General features: G+C 50.4%; 15 protein-coding genes. 14 read left to right on the forward strand and 1 reads right to left on the reverse strand.

Translation table 11 applies throughout. The features are described 5' to 3' along the window. Positions 1-61: 61 nt before the first annotated feature. The 9 genes from eno to rpoS all read left to right on the forward strand — a co-directional run bounded on the left by eno (position 62) and on the right by rpoS (position 7,630). Positions 62-1,363 (forward strand): phosphopyruvate hydratase, encoded by a 1,302-nt coding sequence (gene eno / locus MD588_RS17540; protein ID WP_265698836.1) that lies wholly within the window; start codon positions 62-64, stop codon positions 1,361-1,363. A 242-nt stretch (positions 1,364-1,605) separates the two neighbouring features. Further along, positions 1,606-1,878, forward strand: coding sequence for a cell division protein FtsB (gene ftsB / locus MD588_RS17545; RefSeq protein ID WP_265698837.1), 273 nt, complete (start codon positions 1,606-1,608; stop codon positions 1,876-1,878). An 86-nt stretch (positions 1,879-1,964) separates the two neighbouring features. Further along, entirely contained in the window at positions 1,965-2,672 is a 708-nt protein-coding gene (gene ispD / locus MD588_RS17550; RefSeq protein ID WP_265698838.1) for a 2-C-methyl-D-erythritol 4-phosphate cytidylyltransferase, read from the forward strand. Positions 2,673-2,677: 5 nt separating this feature from the next. After that, a complete protein-coding gene (gene ispF / locus MD588_RS17555; RefSeq protein ID WP_265698890.1) occupies positions 2,678-3,151 on the forward strand; it encodes a 2-C-methyl-D-erythritol 2,4-cyclodiphosphate synthase in 474 nt (157 codons plus the stop codon). Between the two features lie 88 nt (positions 3,152-3,239). Next, on the forward strand, positions 3,240-4,304 hold the full coding sequence (gene truD, locus MD588_RS17560) for a tRNA pseudouridine(13) synthase TruD (protein WP_265698839.1): 1,065 nt from the start codon (positions 3,240-3,242) through the stop codon (positions 4,302-4,304). Next, complete coding sequence (gene surE / locus MD588_RS17565) at positions 4,285-5,034, forward strand: 5'/3'-nucleotidase SurE (RefSeq protein WP_265698840.1); 750 nt, start codon at positions 4,285-4,287, stop codon at positions 5,032-5,034. Before truD ends, surE begins: the two co-directional genes overlap by 20 nt. A 2-nt stretch (positions 5,035-5,036) precedes the next feature. Then, the gene (locus MD588_RS17570) at positions 5,037-5,666 is read left to right on the forward strand and encodes a protein-L-isoaspartate(D-aspartate) O-methyltransferase (RefSeq protein ID WP_265698891.1); all 630 of its coding nucleotides are present in this window, start codon (positions 5,037-5,039) and stop codon (positions 5,664-5,666) included. A 6-nt stretch (positions 5,667-5,672) separates the two neighbouring features. Continuing rightward, positions 5,673-6,584: a peptidoglycan DD-metalloendopeptidase family protein gene (locus MD588_RS17575; protein WP_265698841.1), complete on the forward strand. Its 912-nt coding sequence runs from the start codon at positions 5,673-5,675 to the stop codon at positions 6,582-6,584. Positions 6,585-6,640: 56 nt separating this feature from the next. Then, positions 6,641-7,630, forward strand: coding sequence for an RNA polymerase sigma factor RpoS (rpoS, locus tag MD588_RS17580; protein ID WP_265698842.1), 990 nt, complete (start codon positions 6,641-6,643; stop codon positions 7,628-7,630). A 98-nt stretch (positions 7,631-7,728) separates the two neighbouring features. On the opposite strand, the gene mutS is transcribed toward rpoS, so the two are convergent. Then, entirely contained in the window at positions 7,729-10,293 is a 2,565-nt protein-coding gene (gene mutS / locus MD588_RS17585) for a DNA mismatch repair protein MutS (protein WP_456107236.1), read from the reverse strand. 205 nt (positions 10,294-10,498) lie between these two features. Between mutS and MD588_RS17590 the strand changes: the two genes are divergently transcribed. The 5 genes from MD588_RS17590 (at position 10,499) to MD588_RS17610 (ending at position 16,907) form a co-directional block, all read left to right on the forward strand. Further along, positions 10,499-10,990: a CinA family protein gene (locus tag MD588_RS17590; protein WP_265698845.1), complete on the forward strand. Its 492-nt coding sequence runs from the start codon at positions 10,499-10,501 to the stop codon at positions 10,988-10,990. A 132-nt stretch (positions 10,991-11,122) separates the two neighbouring features. After that, positions 11,123-12,169 carry a recombinase RecA gene (gene recA / locus MD588_RS17595; RefSeq protein ID WP_265698846.1) on the forward strand — a complete coding sequence of 349 codons (1,047 nt, stop codon included), beginning with the start codon at positions 11,123-11,125 and terminating at the stop codon, positions 12,167-12,169. 112 nt (positions 12,170-12,281) lie between these two features. After that, a complete protein-coding gene (gene recX, locus MD588_RS17600) occupies positions 12,282-12,743 on the forward strand; it encodes a recombination regulator RecX (RefSeq protein WP_265698847.1) in 462 nt (153 codons plus the stop codon). A gap of 287 nt (positions 12,744-13,030) precedes the next feature. Next, positions 13,031-15,652 carry an alanine--tRNA ligase gene (alaS, locus tag MD588_RS17605; protein WP_265698848.1) on the forward strand — a complete coding sequence of 874 codons (2,622 nt, stop codon included), beginning with the start codon at positions 13,031-13,033 and terminating at the stop codon, positions 15,650-15,652. Between the two features lie 58 nt (positions 15,653-15,710). Beyond that, a complete protein-coding gene (locus MD588_RS17610; protein WP_265698849.1) occupies positions 15,711-16,907 on the forward strand; it encodes an aspartate kinase in 1,197 nt (398 codons plus the stop codon). Positions 16,908-16,983 lie beyond the last annotated feature (76 nt).

The following is a 16,983-nucleotide window of genomic DNA, read 5'->3' on the forward strand; positions in this document are numbered from 1 at the left end:
CGGTTATGGCTGCAGCTATTTTTTTAGCTTTTAAATTGAAGATAAAGCAAGAGGAAACACAATGTCTAAGATCGTTAAAGTTCTAGGTCGTGAAATCATCGATTCACGTGGTAACCCAACTGTTGAAGCTGAAGTTCACCTGGAAGGCGGTTTCGTAGGTATGGCTGCTGCTCCATCTGGCGCATCAACTGGTTCTCGTGAAGCTCTTGAGCTACGTGACGGCGACAAGTCTCGTTTCCTAGGTAAAGGCGTTCTTAAAGCTGTTGAAGCTGTGAACGGTGCTATCGCTGAAGCTCTAGTTGGTAAAGACGCTAAAGACCAAGCTGCTATCGATCAGGTAATGATCGACCTAGACGGCACTGAAAACAAATCAAACTTCGGTGCTAACGCTATCCTAGCTGTTTCTCTAGCGAATGCTAAAGCAGCTGCAGCTGCTAAAGGCATGCCTCTATACGAGCACATCGCTGAGCTAAACGGTACTGCTGGTCAGTTCTCTATGCCTCTACCTATGATGAACATCATCAACGGTGGTGAGCACGCTGATAACAACGTTGACATCCAGGAATTCATGATTCAGCCAGTTGGCGCTAAGACTCTGAAAGAAGGTCTACGCATCGGTGCTGAAGTATTCCACAACCTAGCTAAAGTTCTTAAGGCTAAAGGCCTAAGCACTGCTGTTGGTGATGAAGGTGGTTTCGCTCCTAACCTAGAATCAAACGCTGCTGCACTAGCTGCAATCAAAGAAGCGGTTGAAGCTGCAGGTTACGTACTAGGTAAAGACGTTACTCTAGCGATGGACTGTGCTGCATCTGAGTTCTACGACAAAGAAGCTGGCAACTACAACATGAAAGGCGAAGGCAAAATCTTCACTTCTGAAGAGTTTAACTTCTACCTACAAGACCTTGCTAACCAGTACCCAATCGTTTCTATCGAAGATGGCCTGGACGAGTCTGACTGGGCTGGCTTCAAGCACCAGACTGAACTTCTAGGTGACAAGCTTCAGCTAGTAGGTGACGACCTGTTCGTTACTAACACTAAGATCCTTGCTGAAGGTATCGAGAAAGGCGTAGCTAACTCTATCCTTATCAAGTTCAACCAGATCGGTTCTCTAACTGAAACTCTAGCTGCAATCAAGATGGCTAAAGATGCTGGTTACACGGCTGTTATCTCTCACCGTTCTGGTGAAACTGAAGATGCAACTATCGCTGACCTAGCGGTAGGTACTGCTGCTGGCCAGATCAAGACTGGTTCTATGAGCCGTTCTGACCGTGTTGCTAAGTACAACCAGCTAATCCGTATCGAAGAAGCGCTAGGTGAGAAAGCACCTTACAACGGTCTTAAAGAAGTAAAAGGTCAAGCTTAATTATTAGCTTAACCTGTGGGTGATATTGTCACCTGATCGTATCTAACCGCCTCTCCTTGAGGCGGTTTTTTTATGTCCGAATAAAGTACAGACGCTAGTCACATCCTGCGCTTTATGGGATTATTAGCCAATTGCAATTTCATTAACTAAAAGTGTTAGTCTGGCTGGCACTGCCAGTAGTGCTTTTAGTTAGATAAATTGCCCGGAATTTGAATTAATTACGATAAAGAACGGGGAGTTGCATGCGTTTGTTGACTGTCTTGCTGCTGGCTGTGTTATGTTGGCTTCAATATGATTTCTGGCTGGGCAAAAATGGCATGATGGATTACTTGGCGGCGAAGAAAAATGTTGCCGTTCAGCAGTTGGCAAACGCCGAGCTGGTGCAGCGAAACCAACAAATGTATGCCGAAATTCATGATCTTCACCGTGGACAGGAAGCGGTCGAAGAACGTGCACGCAACGAGCTCGGGATGATAAAACCGGGAGAAACCTTCTTTCGTATCGTCGGTGAATAATACCGATACATACCTGCGCTTCTTGATTCAGAAGTTGCCTCTTACGAGAGTGGTATTCCTTTAACCCAGAATGAAATACCTTACCCATGACCGATAAGATCACCGCGGTAGTACCGGCAGCCGGTGTCGGTAGCCGAATGGCGGCAGACCGTCCGAAGCAGTACCTGCAAATTGCAGGCAAAACAATTTTAGAACATACAATCGATCGGTTGTTCAGCCATCCCGCTATCGAGCGAGTGATCATTGCGATCAGCAAGTGCGATCCTTATTTTTCGGCCTTGCCATTAGCACATGATCCGCGGATCACGATTGTCGATGGTGGTGCTGAGCGTGCCGATTCCGTTTTTGCCGGCCTGGCGGCGATTGATGATGACGATAGTTGGGTACTGGTCCATGATGCCGCTCGCCCCTGTTTGCAGCTCATTGATCTGGAGAGGCTAATTGCCGCGGCAACTCAAAGCGAGTGTGGGGCGATTTTGGCAGCGCCGGTGCGCGATACCATGAAGCGGGGTTTTGTATTGCCTCAAGGCCAGAAGCAGGGGATCCGTGAGACGGTGGATCGCGACAATCTCTGGCATGCCTTGACGCCGCAAATGTTCAGAGTGAAGCAACTTCGCGACTCGCTGCGCCATGCCCTTGACCAAGGCGCGGTGATCACCGACGAGGCGTCTGCCCTTGAGTTTTGTGGCTATGTGCCGCAATTAGTAAAGGGACGGGCTGACAACCTCAAAGTCACCCAACCTGAAGACCTGGCGCTGGCCGGTTTTTATCTACAACAGTTAATGAAGGATTAGCCATGATGCGAATTGGACACGGTTTTGATGTACACAAGTTTGGTGGTGCAGGGCCGGTAATTATCGGTGGTGTGGCTATTCCCTACGAGCAGGGGTTGATTGCCCACTCTGATGGCGATGTTGCCTTGCATGCCGTATGTGATGCCCTGCTTGGTGCTATCGGAGCCGGTGATATTGGCCGCCATTTCCCCGATACAGATGCTGAATGGGAAGGCGCCGATAGCCGTTTTTTGCTGCGTGATGTCTATAGTAAAGTAAAGGCCAAGGGCTATCGTCTTGGCAACTTGGATGTCACCATCATCGCCCAGGCTCCGAAAATGGCGCCGCATATTGACGCGATGTGTCAGGCGATTGCCGATGATCTGGAAACGGACGTTGAGAATATTAATGTGAAGGCCACAACCTCGGAGCGATTAGGCTTTACTGGTCGCAAGGAAGGCATTGCTTGTGAAGCAGTGGTCTTGATCAACAAACAATAAGTAATTCATGCTCGCTGTGATGATCTCCTGTGAGGTTATTGCGCGAGTTTCGCAGCGATAGTTATCGCTGACAACAAACGGTGTATATATGTCTAAAGTAATGGACAATTTTAACTGGTTATACGGAAAACCTGGCTGCCAGGGGCGACTCAAAGTCCTGCCTGAACATTTTATCGTCAAAGAAAATTTAGGCTTTGAGTTTGCCGGAGCTGGTGAACACTTCATGGTGAAAATCCGTAAAACGGGTGAGAACACCAAATATGTGGTCAATGAACTAGCAAAAGCGTGCGGGGTTAAATCTCGTGATGTGAGCTGGGCTGGCCTGAAAGATCGCCATGCTGTCACCGAACAATGGTTAAGTGTTCATTTGCCAGGCAAAACCGATCCGGATCTGACCCAGTTCGTTGCTGAGCATCCAGGTATTGAGGTGCTGGAAACTGCTCGTCATGACAAAAAGTTACGCCCTGGTGATTTAATTGGCAATTGGTTCCAGTTACGCTTGACGGAATTGGATAAGCCGCAAGATGTTATTGCCCGCCTAGAGCAAGTGGCCCTGAAGGGCGTGCCAAATTACTTTGGTGAGCAGCGTTTTGGCCATGGTGGTAATAATGTGGTGAAAGCGCGTAGCTGGGGTAATGACGAATTTCGGGTTCGCGACAAAAGCAAGCGTAGCTTCTATCTTTCTGCCGCACGCTCCTGGCTGTTTAATATGGTGCTATCAAACCGAATCGAGCAGGAAAAGGTGCACACTTTGCTTGCCGGTGACAGCCTGCTGCAAGAGGGTGATGATCGCGGTGTAATTGCTGAGTCCGCCTCTGCGGATCTGCAGGCTGCCATCGACAATGGCACAATGGCCATTACTGCGCCAATGATGGGGGATAATGCCCTGCCAACAGCCGCAGACGCTGAGGCGTTTGAGATGAGTATTGTTGAGCAGGAACCGCTGCTGCTGAAGCTAATCCGCGATAACCGTATGCGCCATGAGCGCCGTTTGTTGCTGCTTAAGCCACAACAGATGGAATGGCAGCAAGAGGGTGAAGACATTGTAGTTTCGTTTGCCCTACCGGCCGGGTGCTTTGCGACAGCGGTGGTACGTGAGCTAATGATTGAGCGTGAGCTAGAGGATGGCGAACATGCGAATTCTGATCAGTAATGATGACGGTATTTTTGCCGAAGGGATCAATACACTTGCCGCTGCGCTAAATGAGCTGGGTGAAGTGACAGTAGTGGCACCGGACCGTAACCGTTCCGGTGCATCAAACTCTCTCAGCTTAGATAATCCTCTGCGTATTCGCGAAGAAGGCCATCGCCGGATTTCGGTGGAGGGAACGCCGACGGACTGTGTCCACTTTGCATTGAACGAATGGCTGGACTATCGCCCGGATATTGTCGTTGCCGGTATCAATCACGGCGCAAATCTTGGGGATGATGTCCTTTATTCAGGCACCGTTGCTGCTGCGACGGAAGGGCATTTTCTTGGTGTACCCGCTATTGCGGTTTCCCTTGTTGGTTCGACCCATTTTGATACTGCCGCCCAGGTTATCAAAGAGATTGTCGGCAAACTGGCGGAGCAGCCTTTGCCAACCAATAAAATCATCAATGTCAATGTGCCTGACGTCCCGTATTCGCAGCTGGGCGACTGGCAGGTGACCCGGCTAGGTGCTCGCCACCGGGCTGAGAAAATGGAAAAGGCCATTGATCCCCGCGGTAAGGCAATATACTGGTTGGGCCCCCCAGGTGCTTGCCAGGATGCAGGACCGGGTACTGACTTTTATGCTATTGAGCATAACCATGTGTCGATCACGCCGCTACAGGTTGATTTGACAGCGCATGATGCGATAAGCGGCATTGAACAATGGATAAAACAAGTGGAGACCGATTAAGGATGCACTATGCGGAAGAACGGCGTAGCCTGCTGACATACTTGCATCAGCTGGGCATCCGTAACGATAAAGTCTTGCAGGCGATGGCAGCTGTTCCTAGAGAGCTGTTCATTGACGAGGCTTTATCCCACAAAGCCTACGAAAATAATGCGTTGCCGATTGGCTGTGGTCAGACGATTTCGCAGCCTTACATCGTGGCCGAAATGACCGAGCTACTTGATCTGAAGCCTCACTCACGGGTGCTGGAGATTGGAACGGGCTCCGGTTACCAGACCGCCATCTTGGCGCACCTGGTTGATCATGTCTTTTCTGTCGAACGGATTAAGGCGTTGCAGTGGCAGGCAAAGCGTCGCTTCAAGCAGCTTGATCTGCATAATATTTCCACCAAGCACGGTGATGGCTGGCAGGGCTGGGCAAGCAAAGGCCCATTTGATGCCATTATTGTCACGGCCGCGGCAGATATCATCCCGCTAGAACTGCTGGCGCAGCTCGCTGACGGTGGTCGTTTGATCATTCCGGTTGGTGATGAGTTCCAGGTGCTGAAACAGATAGTGAGACAGGGTGATCAATATCTCTCTAAGGATATTGAAGCGGTCCGTTTTGTCCCCTTGGTTGCAGGAGAGTTGGCGTAGATCCTGATGAACGAGGTGGTGAAGCAAGCGAACTGGCGAACGACAACAGTGGCAGTAGTCTGCCTGCTGTTGTCTGCCTGTAGTAACCACAACCCAGCCCCGGTTGCCAGCATTGGTAAAGACTATGGCAGCCTGGAGAGAGGGAGTTTCCGCGGTAGCTACTATGAGGTGAATAAAGGGGATACCTTGTATTTCATTTCATATATTACGGGACGTGAAGTCAAAGATATCATCGCCTCCAATAAACTTTCCCATCCTTATACGATCTATCCCGGGCAGAAATTGCAGCTCTGGAAACCGAAGTATGTTGCTCCTGAATATGGCAAGGCCGGCACGGTGGCTGTTGTTAAACCCCCAGTAAAAACAGCAAGTAAGTCACCGGCGCCAAAACCGAAGCCGAAGCCGAAGCCAAAACCTGTAGTAAAATCCAAGCCGGTTGAACAAAAAACAACCAATAAAGATGTTGATCCTGCTCGCACAAAAGAGTACTCTCAAAATTCAAAAAGTAACAAAGTTGTTACAAAAAGGGCGGATAAGACTAACAATAAGGTAGCCAGTTGGACATGGCCAACAAAAGGTCGGGTGATTGCTAATTTCTCCAGTGCTGAAAACGGTAACAAAGGTATTGATATCGCCGGAAAAAGAGGGCAGGCCGTTCAGGCTTCAGCCGGTGGGATCGTTGTTTACGCGGGGAATGCATTACGTGGCTATGGCAACCTTGTAATCATTAAGCATAGTGATGACTACCTCAGCGCCTATGCCCACAATGATAATGTGTTGGTCAAAGAGAAACAGACGGTAAAAGCGGGGCAGAAGATTGCTTCAATGGGAAGCTCCGGTACCAACAGTGTCCGCCTACATTTTGAGATCCGTTACAAAGGCAAGTCGGTTAACCCGTTAAGGTATTTGCCAAAGTAGATAACATGGCATAGTAAAGTTGTAATGTCTTGCTAACTCGCCATCTGGGAGGCGCTATGAGTAGAAGCAATACTGCTACAAATATCGAAAGTTTTGATTTTGATGAAGAGATGGATTTAGATTCAGCAGAGATCGAGACAAAAGCCACAGCCACCGAAACTACCACAGAAGACGTTGATATCTCGCAATACGGAACAACGCAAAAAGCACTGGATGCGACCCAGCTTTACCTCGGTGAGATTGGATTTTCTCCGTTACTCACTGCCGAAGAAGAAGTCCTTTATGCCCGACGAGCTCTACGAGGAGATGAAGTTGCCCGTAAGCGAATGATCGAAAGTAATCTGCGTCTAGTCGTCAAGATTTCCCGCCGCTACAGTAACCGAGGCCTCGCGCTGTTAGATTTGGTCGAAGAAGGTAACCTCGGCCTGATCCGTGCGGTTGAAAAGTTTGACCCTGAACGTGGTTTCCGTTTTTCCACATACGCAACTTGGTGGATCCGTCAGACTATTGAACGGGCTATCATGAACCAAACCCGTACCATCCGCCTGCCGATCCATGTTGTCAAAGAGTTGAATGTCTACCTACGAACTGCCCGAGAGTTGGCGCAGAAGTTGGATCATGAGCCGACGGCTGAAGACATTGCCCTGAAGCTTGATAAATCTGTTGATGATGTCAATCGTATGCTACGCCTGAATGAGCGAGTAGGATCGGTGGATAATCCGATTGGCGGTGACTCGGAAAAAGCTCTGTTGGATATTATTCCCGATGAGAAAAGCGGGGGCCCGGAGACATCGACTCAGGATGATGACATTAAAACCTCGATCGTAACTTGGCTGCAGGAGCTGAACCCCAAGCAACGTGAGGTGTTGGCCCGTCGCTTCGGCCTGCTAGGCTATGAAGCCTCGACGCTTGAAGATGTTGGGCGTGAGATTGGTCTGACTCGTGAGAGAGTACGCCAAATTCAGGTTGAAGGATTGCGTCGTTTACGTGACATGCTGACTCACCAGGGCTTAAATATCGAGTCGCTGTTTACTCAGGAACTTTAAGTGATAAGTGATAAGTAAACGGTTAAATATCGTAAGTCAGGTATAAAAAAGGACGCAAAATGCGTCCTTTTTGTTTTTCCAATTTATACAGCCCTTGTTTAGAGAAGAGCCTTTAATCGGTACAGCTCATCAAGGGCCTGTCGCGGCGTCAGCTCGTCAGGATTCAGGGTTGCCAACGCTTCTTCCACTTCGCTTGGCTCTGGTAGCAGGGTAAGCTGGTGCTCTTCCTTTGGTGCCGAAGACGGTGATTTCACCGCCTGCTGGTGGCCGCTGGTTTCTAGCTGCTGCAGCTTGATTTTTGCACGCTTGATCACCGATTTGGGCACCCCTGCCAAGCTCGCAACAGCCAAACCATACGACTTACTGGCAGCCCCTTCCTGCACCGCATGCATGAAGGCGATTTCGTCACCGTGTTCGACCGCATCGAGGTGAACATTGGCAAGTCCTTCCATCATTGACGGGAGCTCGGTCAGCTCAAAGTAATGGGTTGCGAACAGCGTCATGGCGGCAATTTTTTCAGCCAGCCACTCGGCACTCGCCCAGGCGAGGGACAGGCCGTCATAGGTACTGGTACCACGGCCGATTTCATCCATCAGGACGAGACTGTTCTGGGTGGCATTGTGCAAGATATTGGCCGTTTCGGTCATTTCAACCATGAAGGTCGAGCGACCAGAGGCCAGATCATCCGATGCACCAATACGGGTAAAGATGCGATCCAGCGGGCCGATCTTGACCGACTCAGCCGGAACAAACGAGCCGACATGAGCCATCAGGGCGATCAGTGCCGTTTGACGCATATATGTCGATTTACCCCCCATATTCGGACCGGTAATGATCAGCATCCGGCGATCGTTGTGCAGGGCAATTGGGTTGGCGATAAACGGCTCACTCAGTACCTGCTCGACAACGGGATGACGACCAGCACTAATTTCAATGCCAGTTTCGCTAGTTAGCTCGGGGCGGCAGTAGTTCAGCGTATCGGCGCGTTCTGCCAGGTTGGCCAGTACGTCCAGCTCCGATAGCGCGCTGGCCGCATTCTGCAGTTGTTCGAGGTGAGGAAGTAGTTTATCAAACAGCTCTTCCCATAGCTTTTTCTCTAGTCCGAGTGCCTTTGACTTGGAGTTCAGTACCTTGTCTTCGTGTTCTTTTAGTTCCGGAATGATATAGCGCTCGGCATTCTTCAGAGTCTGTCGACGTACATAGTGGCTAGGAACTAAATGACTCTGGCCACGGCTGACCTGAATGAAGAAACCATGGACCTGGTTGAAGCCGACTTTCAGGCTATCGATATCGTGGTGTTCGCGTTCACGGGCTTCGAGTTCATCGAGGTATTTCGATGCGCCGTCTGCCAAGTCCCGCCATTCATCCAGCTCGGCGTTATACCCCGGTGCCAGAACGCCGCCATCGCGGATCACTACGGGCGGGTTTTCGATAATGGCACGTTCAAGTAGTTCGCAAAGTTCATCCATCGGAGCGGCATACTGTGCCAGCTCTCCGATGCGGGGCTGTTCGACCTCGGCCAGCAGCTCTGCCACTTCCGGCAGGTGCTGCAGCGCAGTACGCATACGGGCGAGGTCGCGCGGGCGGGCCGAACGCAGGGCCAAGCGGGCCAAGATGCGTTCCAGATCGCCCATATGGCGGAGCACACCAGCGACATCGGTAAACAGACCGGTATCCTTGAATGCAGCAATGGCGTCAAGACGGTGGTTGAGCTGTTGTGGATCGCGGATAGGCTGGTGCAGCCAGCGTTTTAGCAGGCGGCTACCCATAGGTGTCGCCGTATGGTCCAGTACCGATGCCAGGGTATTGTCAAAGCCGCCGGCCAGGTTCTGGGTCAGCTCTAGGTTACGTCGGGTTGCCGCGTCCAGGATAACGGCATGATCTTTGTTGTCCTGGGTGATCGCTCGGATATGGGGCAAGGCGGTACGCTGGGTGTCTTTAACATATTGCAGCAGACAGCCCGCGGCACACAGGCCGCGCTCTGCGTTCTCGACGCCAAAACCAACCAGGTCTCGGGTGCCGAATTGCATTGTCAGCTGCTGGCGGGCGGTGTCTAGGTCAAACTCCCATACCGGGCGGCGGCGGGTGCCGCTTAATGACTGTAATAGTCCAGGCAGGGCAAAGTCTTCCGGGTACAGCAATTCAGCCGGGCTGGTACGTTGCAATTCTGCCTGCATGGCTTCTTCGGTTTCAGGTTCGGTGAGCATAAAGCGGCCGGAAGTAATATCCAGCGTCGCATAGCCAAACCCGTTACTGTTTTGATAAATGGCGGCAATCAGGTTGTCACGACGCTCGTTGAGCAGTGCCTCGTCACTGACCGTACCCGGGGTCACAATACGAACGACCTGGCGTTCAACGGGTCCTTTGCTGGTGGCTGGATCGCCGATCTGCTCGCAGATGGCCACCGAGACGCCCTGCTGAACCAACTTGGCCAGGTAGCCCTCAACGGCATGGTATGGCACGCCTGCCATGGGGATCGGCTGGCCGTTTGAAGACCCGCGCTTGGTCAAGGAAATATCCAGCAGCTGAGAAGCCTGTTTAGCATCATCAAAAAATAGTTCGTAGAAGTCGCCCATCCGATAAAACAGTAGGACATCAGGGTTTTCGGCCTTGATCCTCAAAAACTGCTGCATCATGGGGGTGTGCTTTTCTAAACCTTTCACTGTCACGATATTGCCTGCTTGATTTGTGCCGGGATTGAAACGTACCGGGTAAATTTCTGGGGGCTTAGGATACGTGAATCGGGCTGGGGGGCAAAGTGGCAATTGCTATCTTTCGGTACTATTTTCCGTGAGCCAATACCGTTGGATACGGTTGCTGACAGTCTGTTTGCGGAGTATGGTTGGCATGCAGAATGAAGGAGGCGAAATGGCGATAATACAGCAACTGGCGCAAGAGCTCGGCGATGCATTAAACCGACATGGATGGGTGGCGACAACGGCGGAGTCTTGTACCGGTGGTGGTGTCTCTAGCGCGATCACCGATATTGCCGGGAGCTCGGGGTGGTTTGACCGGGCGTTCGTAACCTATAGCAATGAAGCCAAGCAGCAGATGCTGGGGGTGGCGGCGGCAACGCTGGACAGCCATGGTGCCGTGAGCGAGCAGGTTGTTCGGGAGATGGCATCCGGCGCATTAAGCCACTCGGCGGCAACCATTAGCGTGGCGATTAGCGGTATTGCCGGCCCAGGTGGTGGTACAGAGGTGAAGCCGGTTGGTACGGTCTGCTTTGCCTGGGCGGACAAGACCGGCTGGATGGAAATCGAAACCTGTTTATTTGACGGGGATCGCAATGCCGTCAGACAGCAAGCTGTTGAAAAATCTTTATCTGGTATGTTGCAGCGCATGCAGCAACTGGGCTGAGGATAAATACCACCATGTTGCGGCTCGCCGCTGAGCAAAAAAAAATTTCATCCAGTGCTAGACACTGTATGAATAGACAGTATACTAATCATCATTATCAGTACTTAATTAAAGCATCCGTTGGAGAGTCGAATGGACGACAACAAACAGAAGGCTCTTGCCGCAGCGTTAGGCCAGATTGAAAAGCAGTTCGGTAAAGGTTCCATCATGAAGTTGGGCGATAACCGTACCATGGATATCGAAACCGTTTCGACGGGCTCCCTGTCTCTTGATATCGCACTTGGCGCCGGTGGTTTACCAATGGGGCGTATCGTTGAGATCTATGGCCCAGAATCATCGGGTAAAACAACGCTTACGCTGGAAGTTATCGCGGCAGCTCAAAAGCAAGGAAAGACTTGTGCATTCATCGATGCAGAGCACGCTCTAGACCCTATCTACGCACAAAAACTGGGTGTTGATATTGACAACTTGCTGGTTTCTCAGCCAGATACTGGTGAGCAGGCGCTTGAAATTGCTGATGCACTGGCTCGCTCTGGTGCTGTTGATATTTTGGTTGTCGACTCCGTGGCAGCACTGACACCTAAAGCCGAAATCGAAGGCGAGATGGGTGATAGCCACATGGGTCTGCAGGCGCGTATGCTTTCGCAGGCGATGCGTAAGATCACCGGTAACCTGAAAGCATCGAACTGTATGTGCATCTTCATCAACCAGATCCGTATGAAGATCGGTGTGATGTTTGGTAACCCTGAAACCACCACTGGTGGTAATGCTCTGAAGTTCTACGCTTCTGTTCGCCTTGATATCCGCCGCACCGGTGCCATCAAAGATGGTGATGAGGTCGTCGGTAACGAGACCCGCATTAAGGTTGTGAAGAACAAGATTGCTGCACCGTTCAAGCAAGCTGAAACCCAAATCCTTTACGGTCAGGGCTTCAACCGTCTAGGCGAGTTGGTTGACCTGGGCGTGAAAAACAAAATGGTTGAAAAGGCGGGCGCTTGGTATAGCTACCAGGGCGACAAAATTGGCCAGGGCAAGGCAAACGCTTGTAAGTACCTGAGTGAGCATCCTGAAATTGCAGAAGAGCTTGAGAAGAAATTGCGCGACCTTCTGCTGACAACGCCAGCAGCACAGGAAGAGAGTGCTGAAATGGCTGATGCTGAGGAAGATCAGGCGTTCTAAGCGACACGCTAATCAGCATACCATTATCTCGCTTTAATTTTGCTGAAGCGAGATAATTAGAACGGGCTCTGTACTTGGTACATGGCCCGTTTTTCGTATCGAGGTAAGGCTAATGAGAAAGCAAGCACCCAAGCTGAGTGCCAAACAAGCCGCGGTTGGCTACCTGTCGCGCCGCGACCATGCCGAGAAGGAGCTGCGACAGAAGTTAATCATGCGGGGATACAGTGAGCCGGATGTTAGCGAGGCCATTGCTTTTTGCCAGGACTATAACTGGCTTGATGATGCCCGCTATGCGGTAATGATCATGAAAAATGGTATCGCCAAGGGGTGGGGGTGGCTCAGGATTGAGCAGGAAATGCACATTAAGGGAATCCATCATGCGATTGTCAGCCAAACGGCGGATGAGTGTGAGATTGATTGGTATGAACTTGCCTGTGAAGTCGCGCAGCGTAAGTTTGGAGCGAGTGAAATGGATACCCCAAAAGAAAAAGCCCGTCGCTTTCGCTTTATGCAATCCCGTGGGTTCGACTTTGACCAGATCAAATCTGCACTGAATATCGAAGACGAATATTAGCAGCCCTAATCGTCCCCTTGAGCTGTCAGTATCGGCTTGGCCGCGTAACCTCATTCCGCCCGTCAGAGTAAAGCGTGAAAATATAATTTACGCTAATTTTTAACATAACATTTCCCGTATCGCCTGCCGTTGTTTTACAATAGCCGCCAAAGAATCTATTTTAGTTCGATGAAACCTGTCTGGATAAGCTTCACGGAGTATTTCCGGAACCTTCATATGACGGGTTTCATAATCGCTTAAGTGCGATTTTTTCGGTTTTTATAAAAGCATTTATTCAGGATTTGCCAATGTACATGAGCACTGATGAGATTCGCCGTGCGTTTCTTGCGTTTTTTGAGAGCAAAGGTCACCAGATCGTAGAAAGCTCTTCTCTTGTACCTGCTAACGACCCAACACTGTTGTTTACCAACGCAGGTATGAACCAATTTAAAGATACATTTTTAGGTCTGGAAAAGCGCAACTACACTCGAGCGACAACAGCTCAGCGCTGTGTACGTGCCGGTGGTAAGCACAACGACCTTGAAAACGTTGGCTTTACTGCACGTCACCACACATTCTTTGAAATGCTGGGTAACTTCAGCTTCGGTGACTACTTCAAGCAAGACGCAATTAAGTATGCTTGGGAGTTCCTTACTGACGTACTGAAACTGCCGCAGGATCGCCTGTTGGTAACCATTTACGAGACAGACGACGAAGCATTCGACATCTGGCACAAAGAGATGGGTATCCCGGCTGATCGTATCGTACGCATCGGCGATAACAAGGGTGCACCATACGCGTCAGATAACTTCTGGCAGATGGGCGATACCGGTCCATGTGGTCCTTGTACTGAAATTTTCTATGATCACGGTGAGCACATTTGGGGTGGCCGTCCAGGTACGCCAGAAGAAGATGGTGACCGTTTCATCGAGATCTGGAACAACGTATTCATGCAGTTCAACCGTCAGGCTGACGGTACGATGGAGCCATTGCCGAAACCATCTGTTGATACCGGTATGGGTATTGAGCGTATTGCTGCGATTATGCAGGGCGTTCACTCTAACTACGAAATTGACATTTTCCAGACGCTAATCAAGAAGTCTGCAGAAATCATTGGTTACGATGACCTGTCAAACCAGTCACTACGCGTTGTGGCGGACCACATCCGTTCATGTGCGTTCCTGATCGTCGATGGTGTTATGCCGTCGAACGAAAGCCGTGGTTATGTACTTCGCCGTATTATTCGTCGCGCCGTACGTCACGGTAACAAGCTGGGCGCAAACGGTGCTTTCTTCTACAAGCTAGTGGGTCCTTTGGCTGAAATTATGGGCACAGCCGGTGAAGAGCTGAAGAAACAACAGGCAATGGTTGAGAAGGTACTGAAAATCGAAGAAGAGAACTTCGGCCGTACACTTGACCGTGGTTTGACAATCTTGAACGAGGCATTGGATAGCTTAGACGGCAAAGAGCTTGACGGCGAGACGGTATTCAAACTGTATGATACCTACGGTTTCCCGGCGGATCTGACTAACGACGTTGCTCGTGAGCGCGGTTTCACTATCGATGAAGAAGGCTTCAACGACGCAATGGAAGCCCAGCGCCAGCGTGCTCGTGAAGCGGGTCAATTCGGCGTTGACTACAATGCCTCTATCAAAGTGGATGCCGAGACTGAGTTCTGTGGCTACACCGCAACGGAAGGCCAGGCCAGCGTTATTGCTATTTACCGTGACGGCGAGGCTGTAGACAGTATCGCTGCGGGTGAAGAAGGACTAATCGTTCTTGATAACACACCATTCTACGCAGAATCAGGCGGTCAGTGTGGTGATGCAGGTGTGATGGTTGCCGAAGGTGCGAAGTTCGATGTTGTCGATACGCAGAAGTTCGGTGCTGCGATTGGCCATAAAGGCACAATGGCAGAGGGAGTGCTGCAAGTTGGCGATAAGCTAACGGCACAAGTTGATGCTCCGCGCCGTGCAGCAATCAGCCTGAACCACTCGGCGACACACCTGCTGCATGCGGCACTACGCAACCTGCTTGGTGAGCATGTGACGCAGAAGGGCTCGCTGGTTAAGCCTGACGCACTGCGTTTTGACTTCTCTAACCTAGAAGCCGTTAAGCCGGAGCAGCTGCGTGAAATCGAGCGTGCGGTGAACGAACAAATTCGTATTAACCACAGCATCGATACTAACGTCATGGATATTGAATCGGCGAAGCAGAAAGGCGCAATGGCTCTGTTTGGCGAGAAATATGATGACGAAGTCCGTGTTCTGAGCATGGGCGAGTACTCGACCGAACTTTGTGGTGGTATCCACGCCAAGAATACCGGCGATATCGGCTTGTTCAAGATCATCTCTGAAGGTGGTATTGCTGCGGGTATCCGTCGTATTGAAGCGGTAACAGGCGAAGCGGCAATTGAAGCGCTGCACGCGCAAGAAGCACTGTTGTCTGAAACGGCTGGCTTGGTGAAGTCAGACGCGGCATCAGTAGCGACCAAAGTGAGTGCACTGGTTGCTCACAGCAAACAGCTGGAAAAAGAAATTCAGCAACTGAAAGATAAGCTAGCGGCGCAAGAAAGTGCCGGCCTTATCAATCAGGCGCAGGAGATCAATGGCGTTAAAGTACTGATCTCTAAGCTAGACGGAGCTGACAACAAAGCACTGCGTGGCATGGTTGACGAACTGAAGAACCAGCTAGGCAGCGGTATTGTTGTGTTAGGCAACGTCAGTGGCGACAAAGTTGGCTTAATCGCTGGTGTAACCAAAGATCTGATCGGCAAAGTAAAAGCCGGTGAGCTTGTTAATATGGTTGCCCAGCAAGTAGGTGGTAAAGGTGGCGGTCGTCCGGACATGGCACAGGCAGGTGGTACAGATGCAAGTGCTCTTCCTGCTGCGCTGGAGTCGGCACAAGCATGGATCGCTGAGCGCCTGTAAGGCGCTCTTTATCAAGACGTTAGGTAACGGGGTATTAGCCCCAGGAAGGTGAAGTAAAGTGACGCAGATTGCGCGTAAGTCGCTGATAGTGCAAAAGTTTGGTGGTACATCAGTTGGTTCGATTGAACGAATTCAAGCTGTAGCCGAGCGGATCATTGAAGCCAAAGAAAAAGGCAAACAACTTGTCGTAGTTGTTTCTGCCATGTCTGGTGAGACTAACCGTCTCCTAGGCCTTGCACAGCAGATAGATGCTGTGCCTGCAGCGAGAGAACTTGACGTTCTCATGTCGGCGGGTGAACAAGTCTCAATGGCTTTGCTCGCAATGATGTTGAATAGAATGGGGCACGCGGCGATATCGCTGACCGGTTGGCAGGCGGGGATAAAAACCGACAGCCAATTTAACGATGCGAAAATTACCGACGTTGATCCTAGCTATATTCAACAATTGCTTGAGCAAGACCAGATTGTGATAGTCGCTGGTTTTCAAGGCATTACTGATAATAGGGATATAACAACCCTAGGCCGCGGAGGTTCGGATACCACGGCTGTTGCACTGGCAGGCGCTTTAAACGCCGATGAGTGTCAGATCTTTACCGACGTGGATGGTGTGTACACATGCGACCCACGTTTAGTTCCGGAAGCCCGACGTCTTGATGTTGTTCATTTTGATGATATGACATCAATGGCGCGAAACGGTGCGAAAGTGCTACAATTACAGTCAGTTGAATATGCTCGACAGCATGGTGTCCCGCTGAGGGTGCTTTCTTCATTCGAGGAAGGAGAGGGAACACTGGTTAGCTTCGATTCTTCAGCAGTCGCAGGTGTAGTGGGAATAGCACTAAAGAAGCAGCAAACACTGCTTGATGTCGATATGCCGGTTTCTGAATTACAGGAGCAGCTTAACCTGTTCGGGATGCAGTGCTGGTGTAACGCCGCTGATGCGGATTTAACTCAAATAGTTACAGCAAATGAAGATTTGGCACGGCTAAACCTCGTGCTGGATAATAAGATGCGCCAGGTGGCAGCCGTTTCAACCCTGACGGTCGTCGGTGATAATGTGCAGGTCAAAGCTGATCATGTTTGTGCCGCGCTTGCAGAAGTTGGCATCCTGGTTCGTCAGAATAAACGATCTACTCATTGCCTTTCTTTGTTGATAAATGAGGAAGATCATCAATTAGCTGTAGATGTCGTCCACAAAAGGTTTGTGGTTGAGCCAGAAAGTCTGGATAATCGACCACTTCTCGCTGTTTCTTGAGCAGTGACCATTTATGCTCTCATTAATGGGGGCATAAATAATATTGTTGGATAATAAACTTTAACTCTTAATAAAC

The organism is Photobacterium obscurum, from assembly GCF_026191635.1.
Classification (GTDB): domain Bacteria; phylum Pseudomonadota; class Gammaproteobacteria; order Enterobacterales; family Vibrionaceae; genus Photobacterium; species Photobacterium obscurum.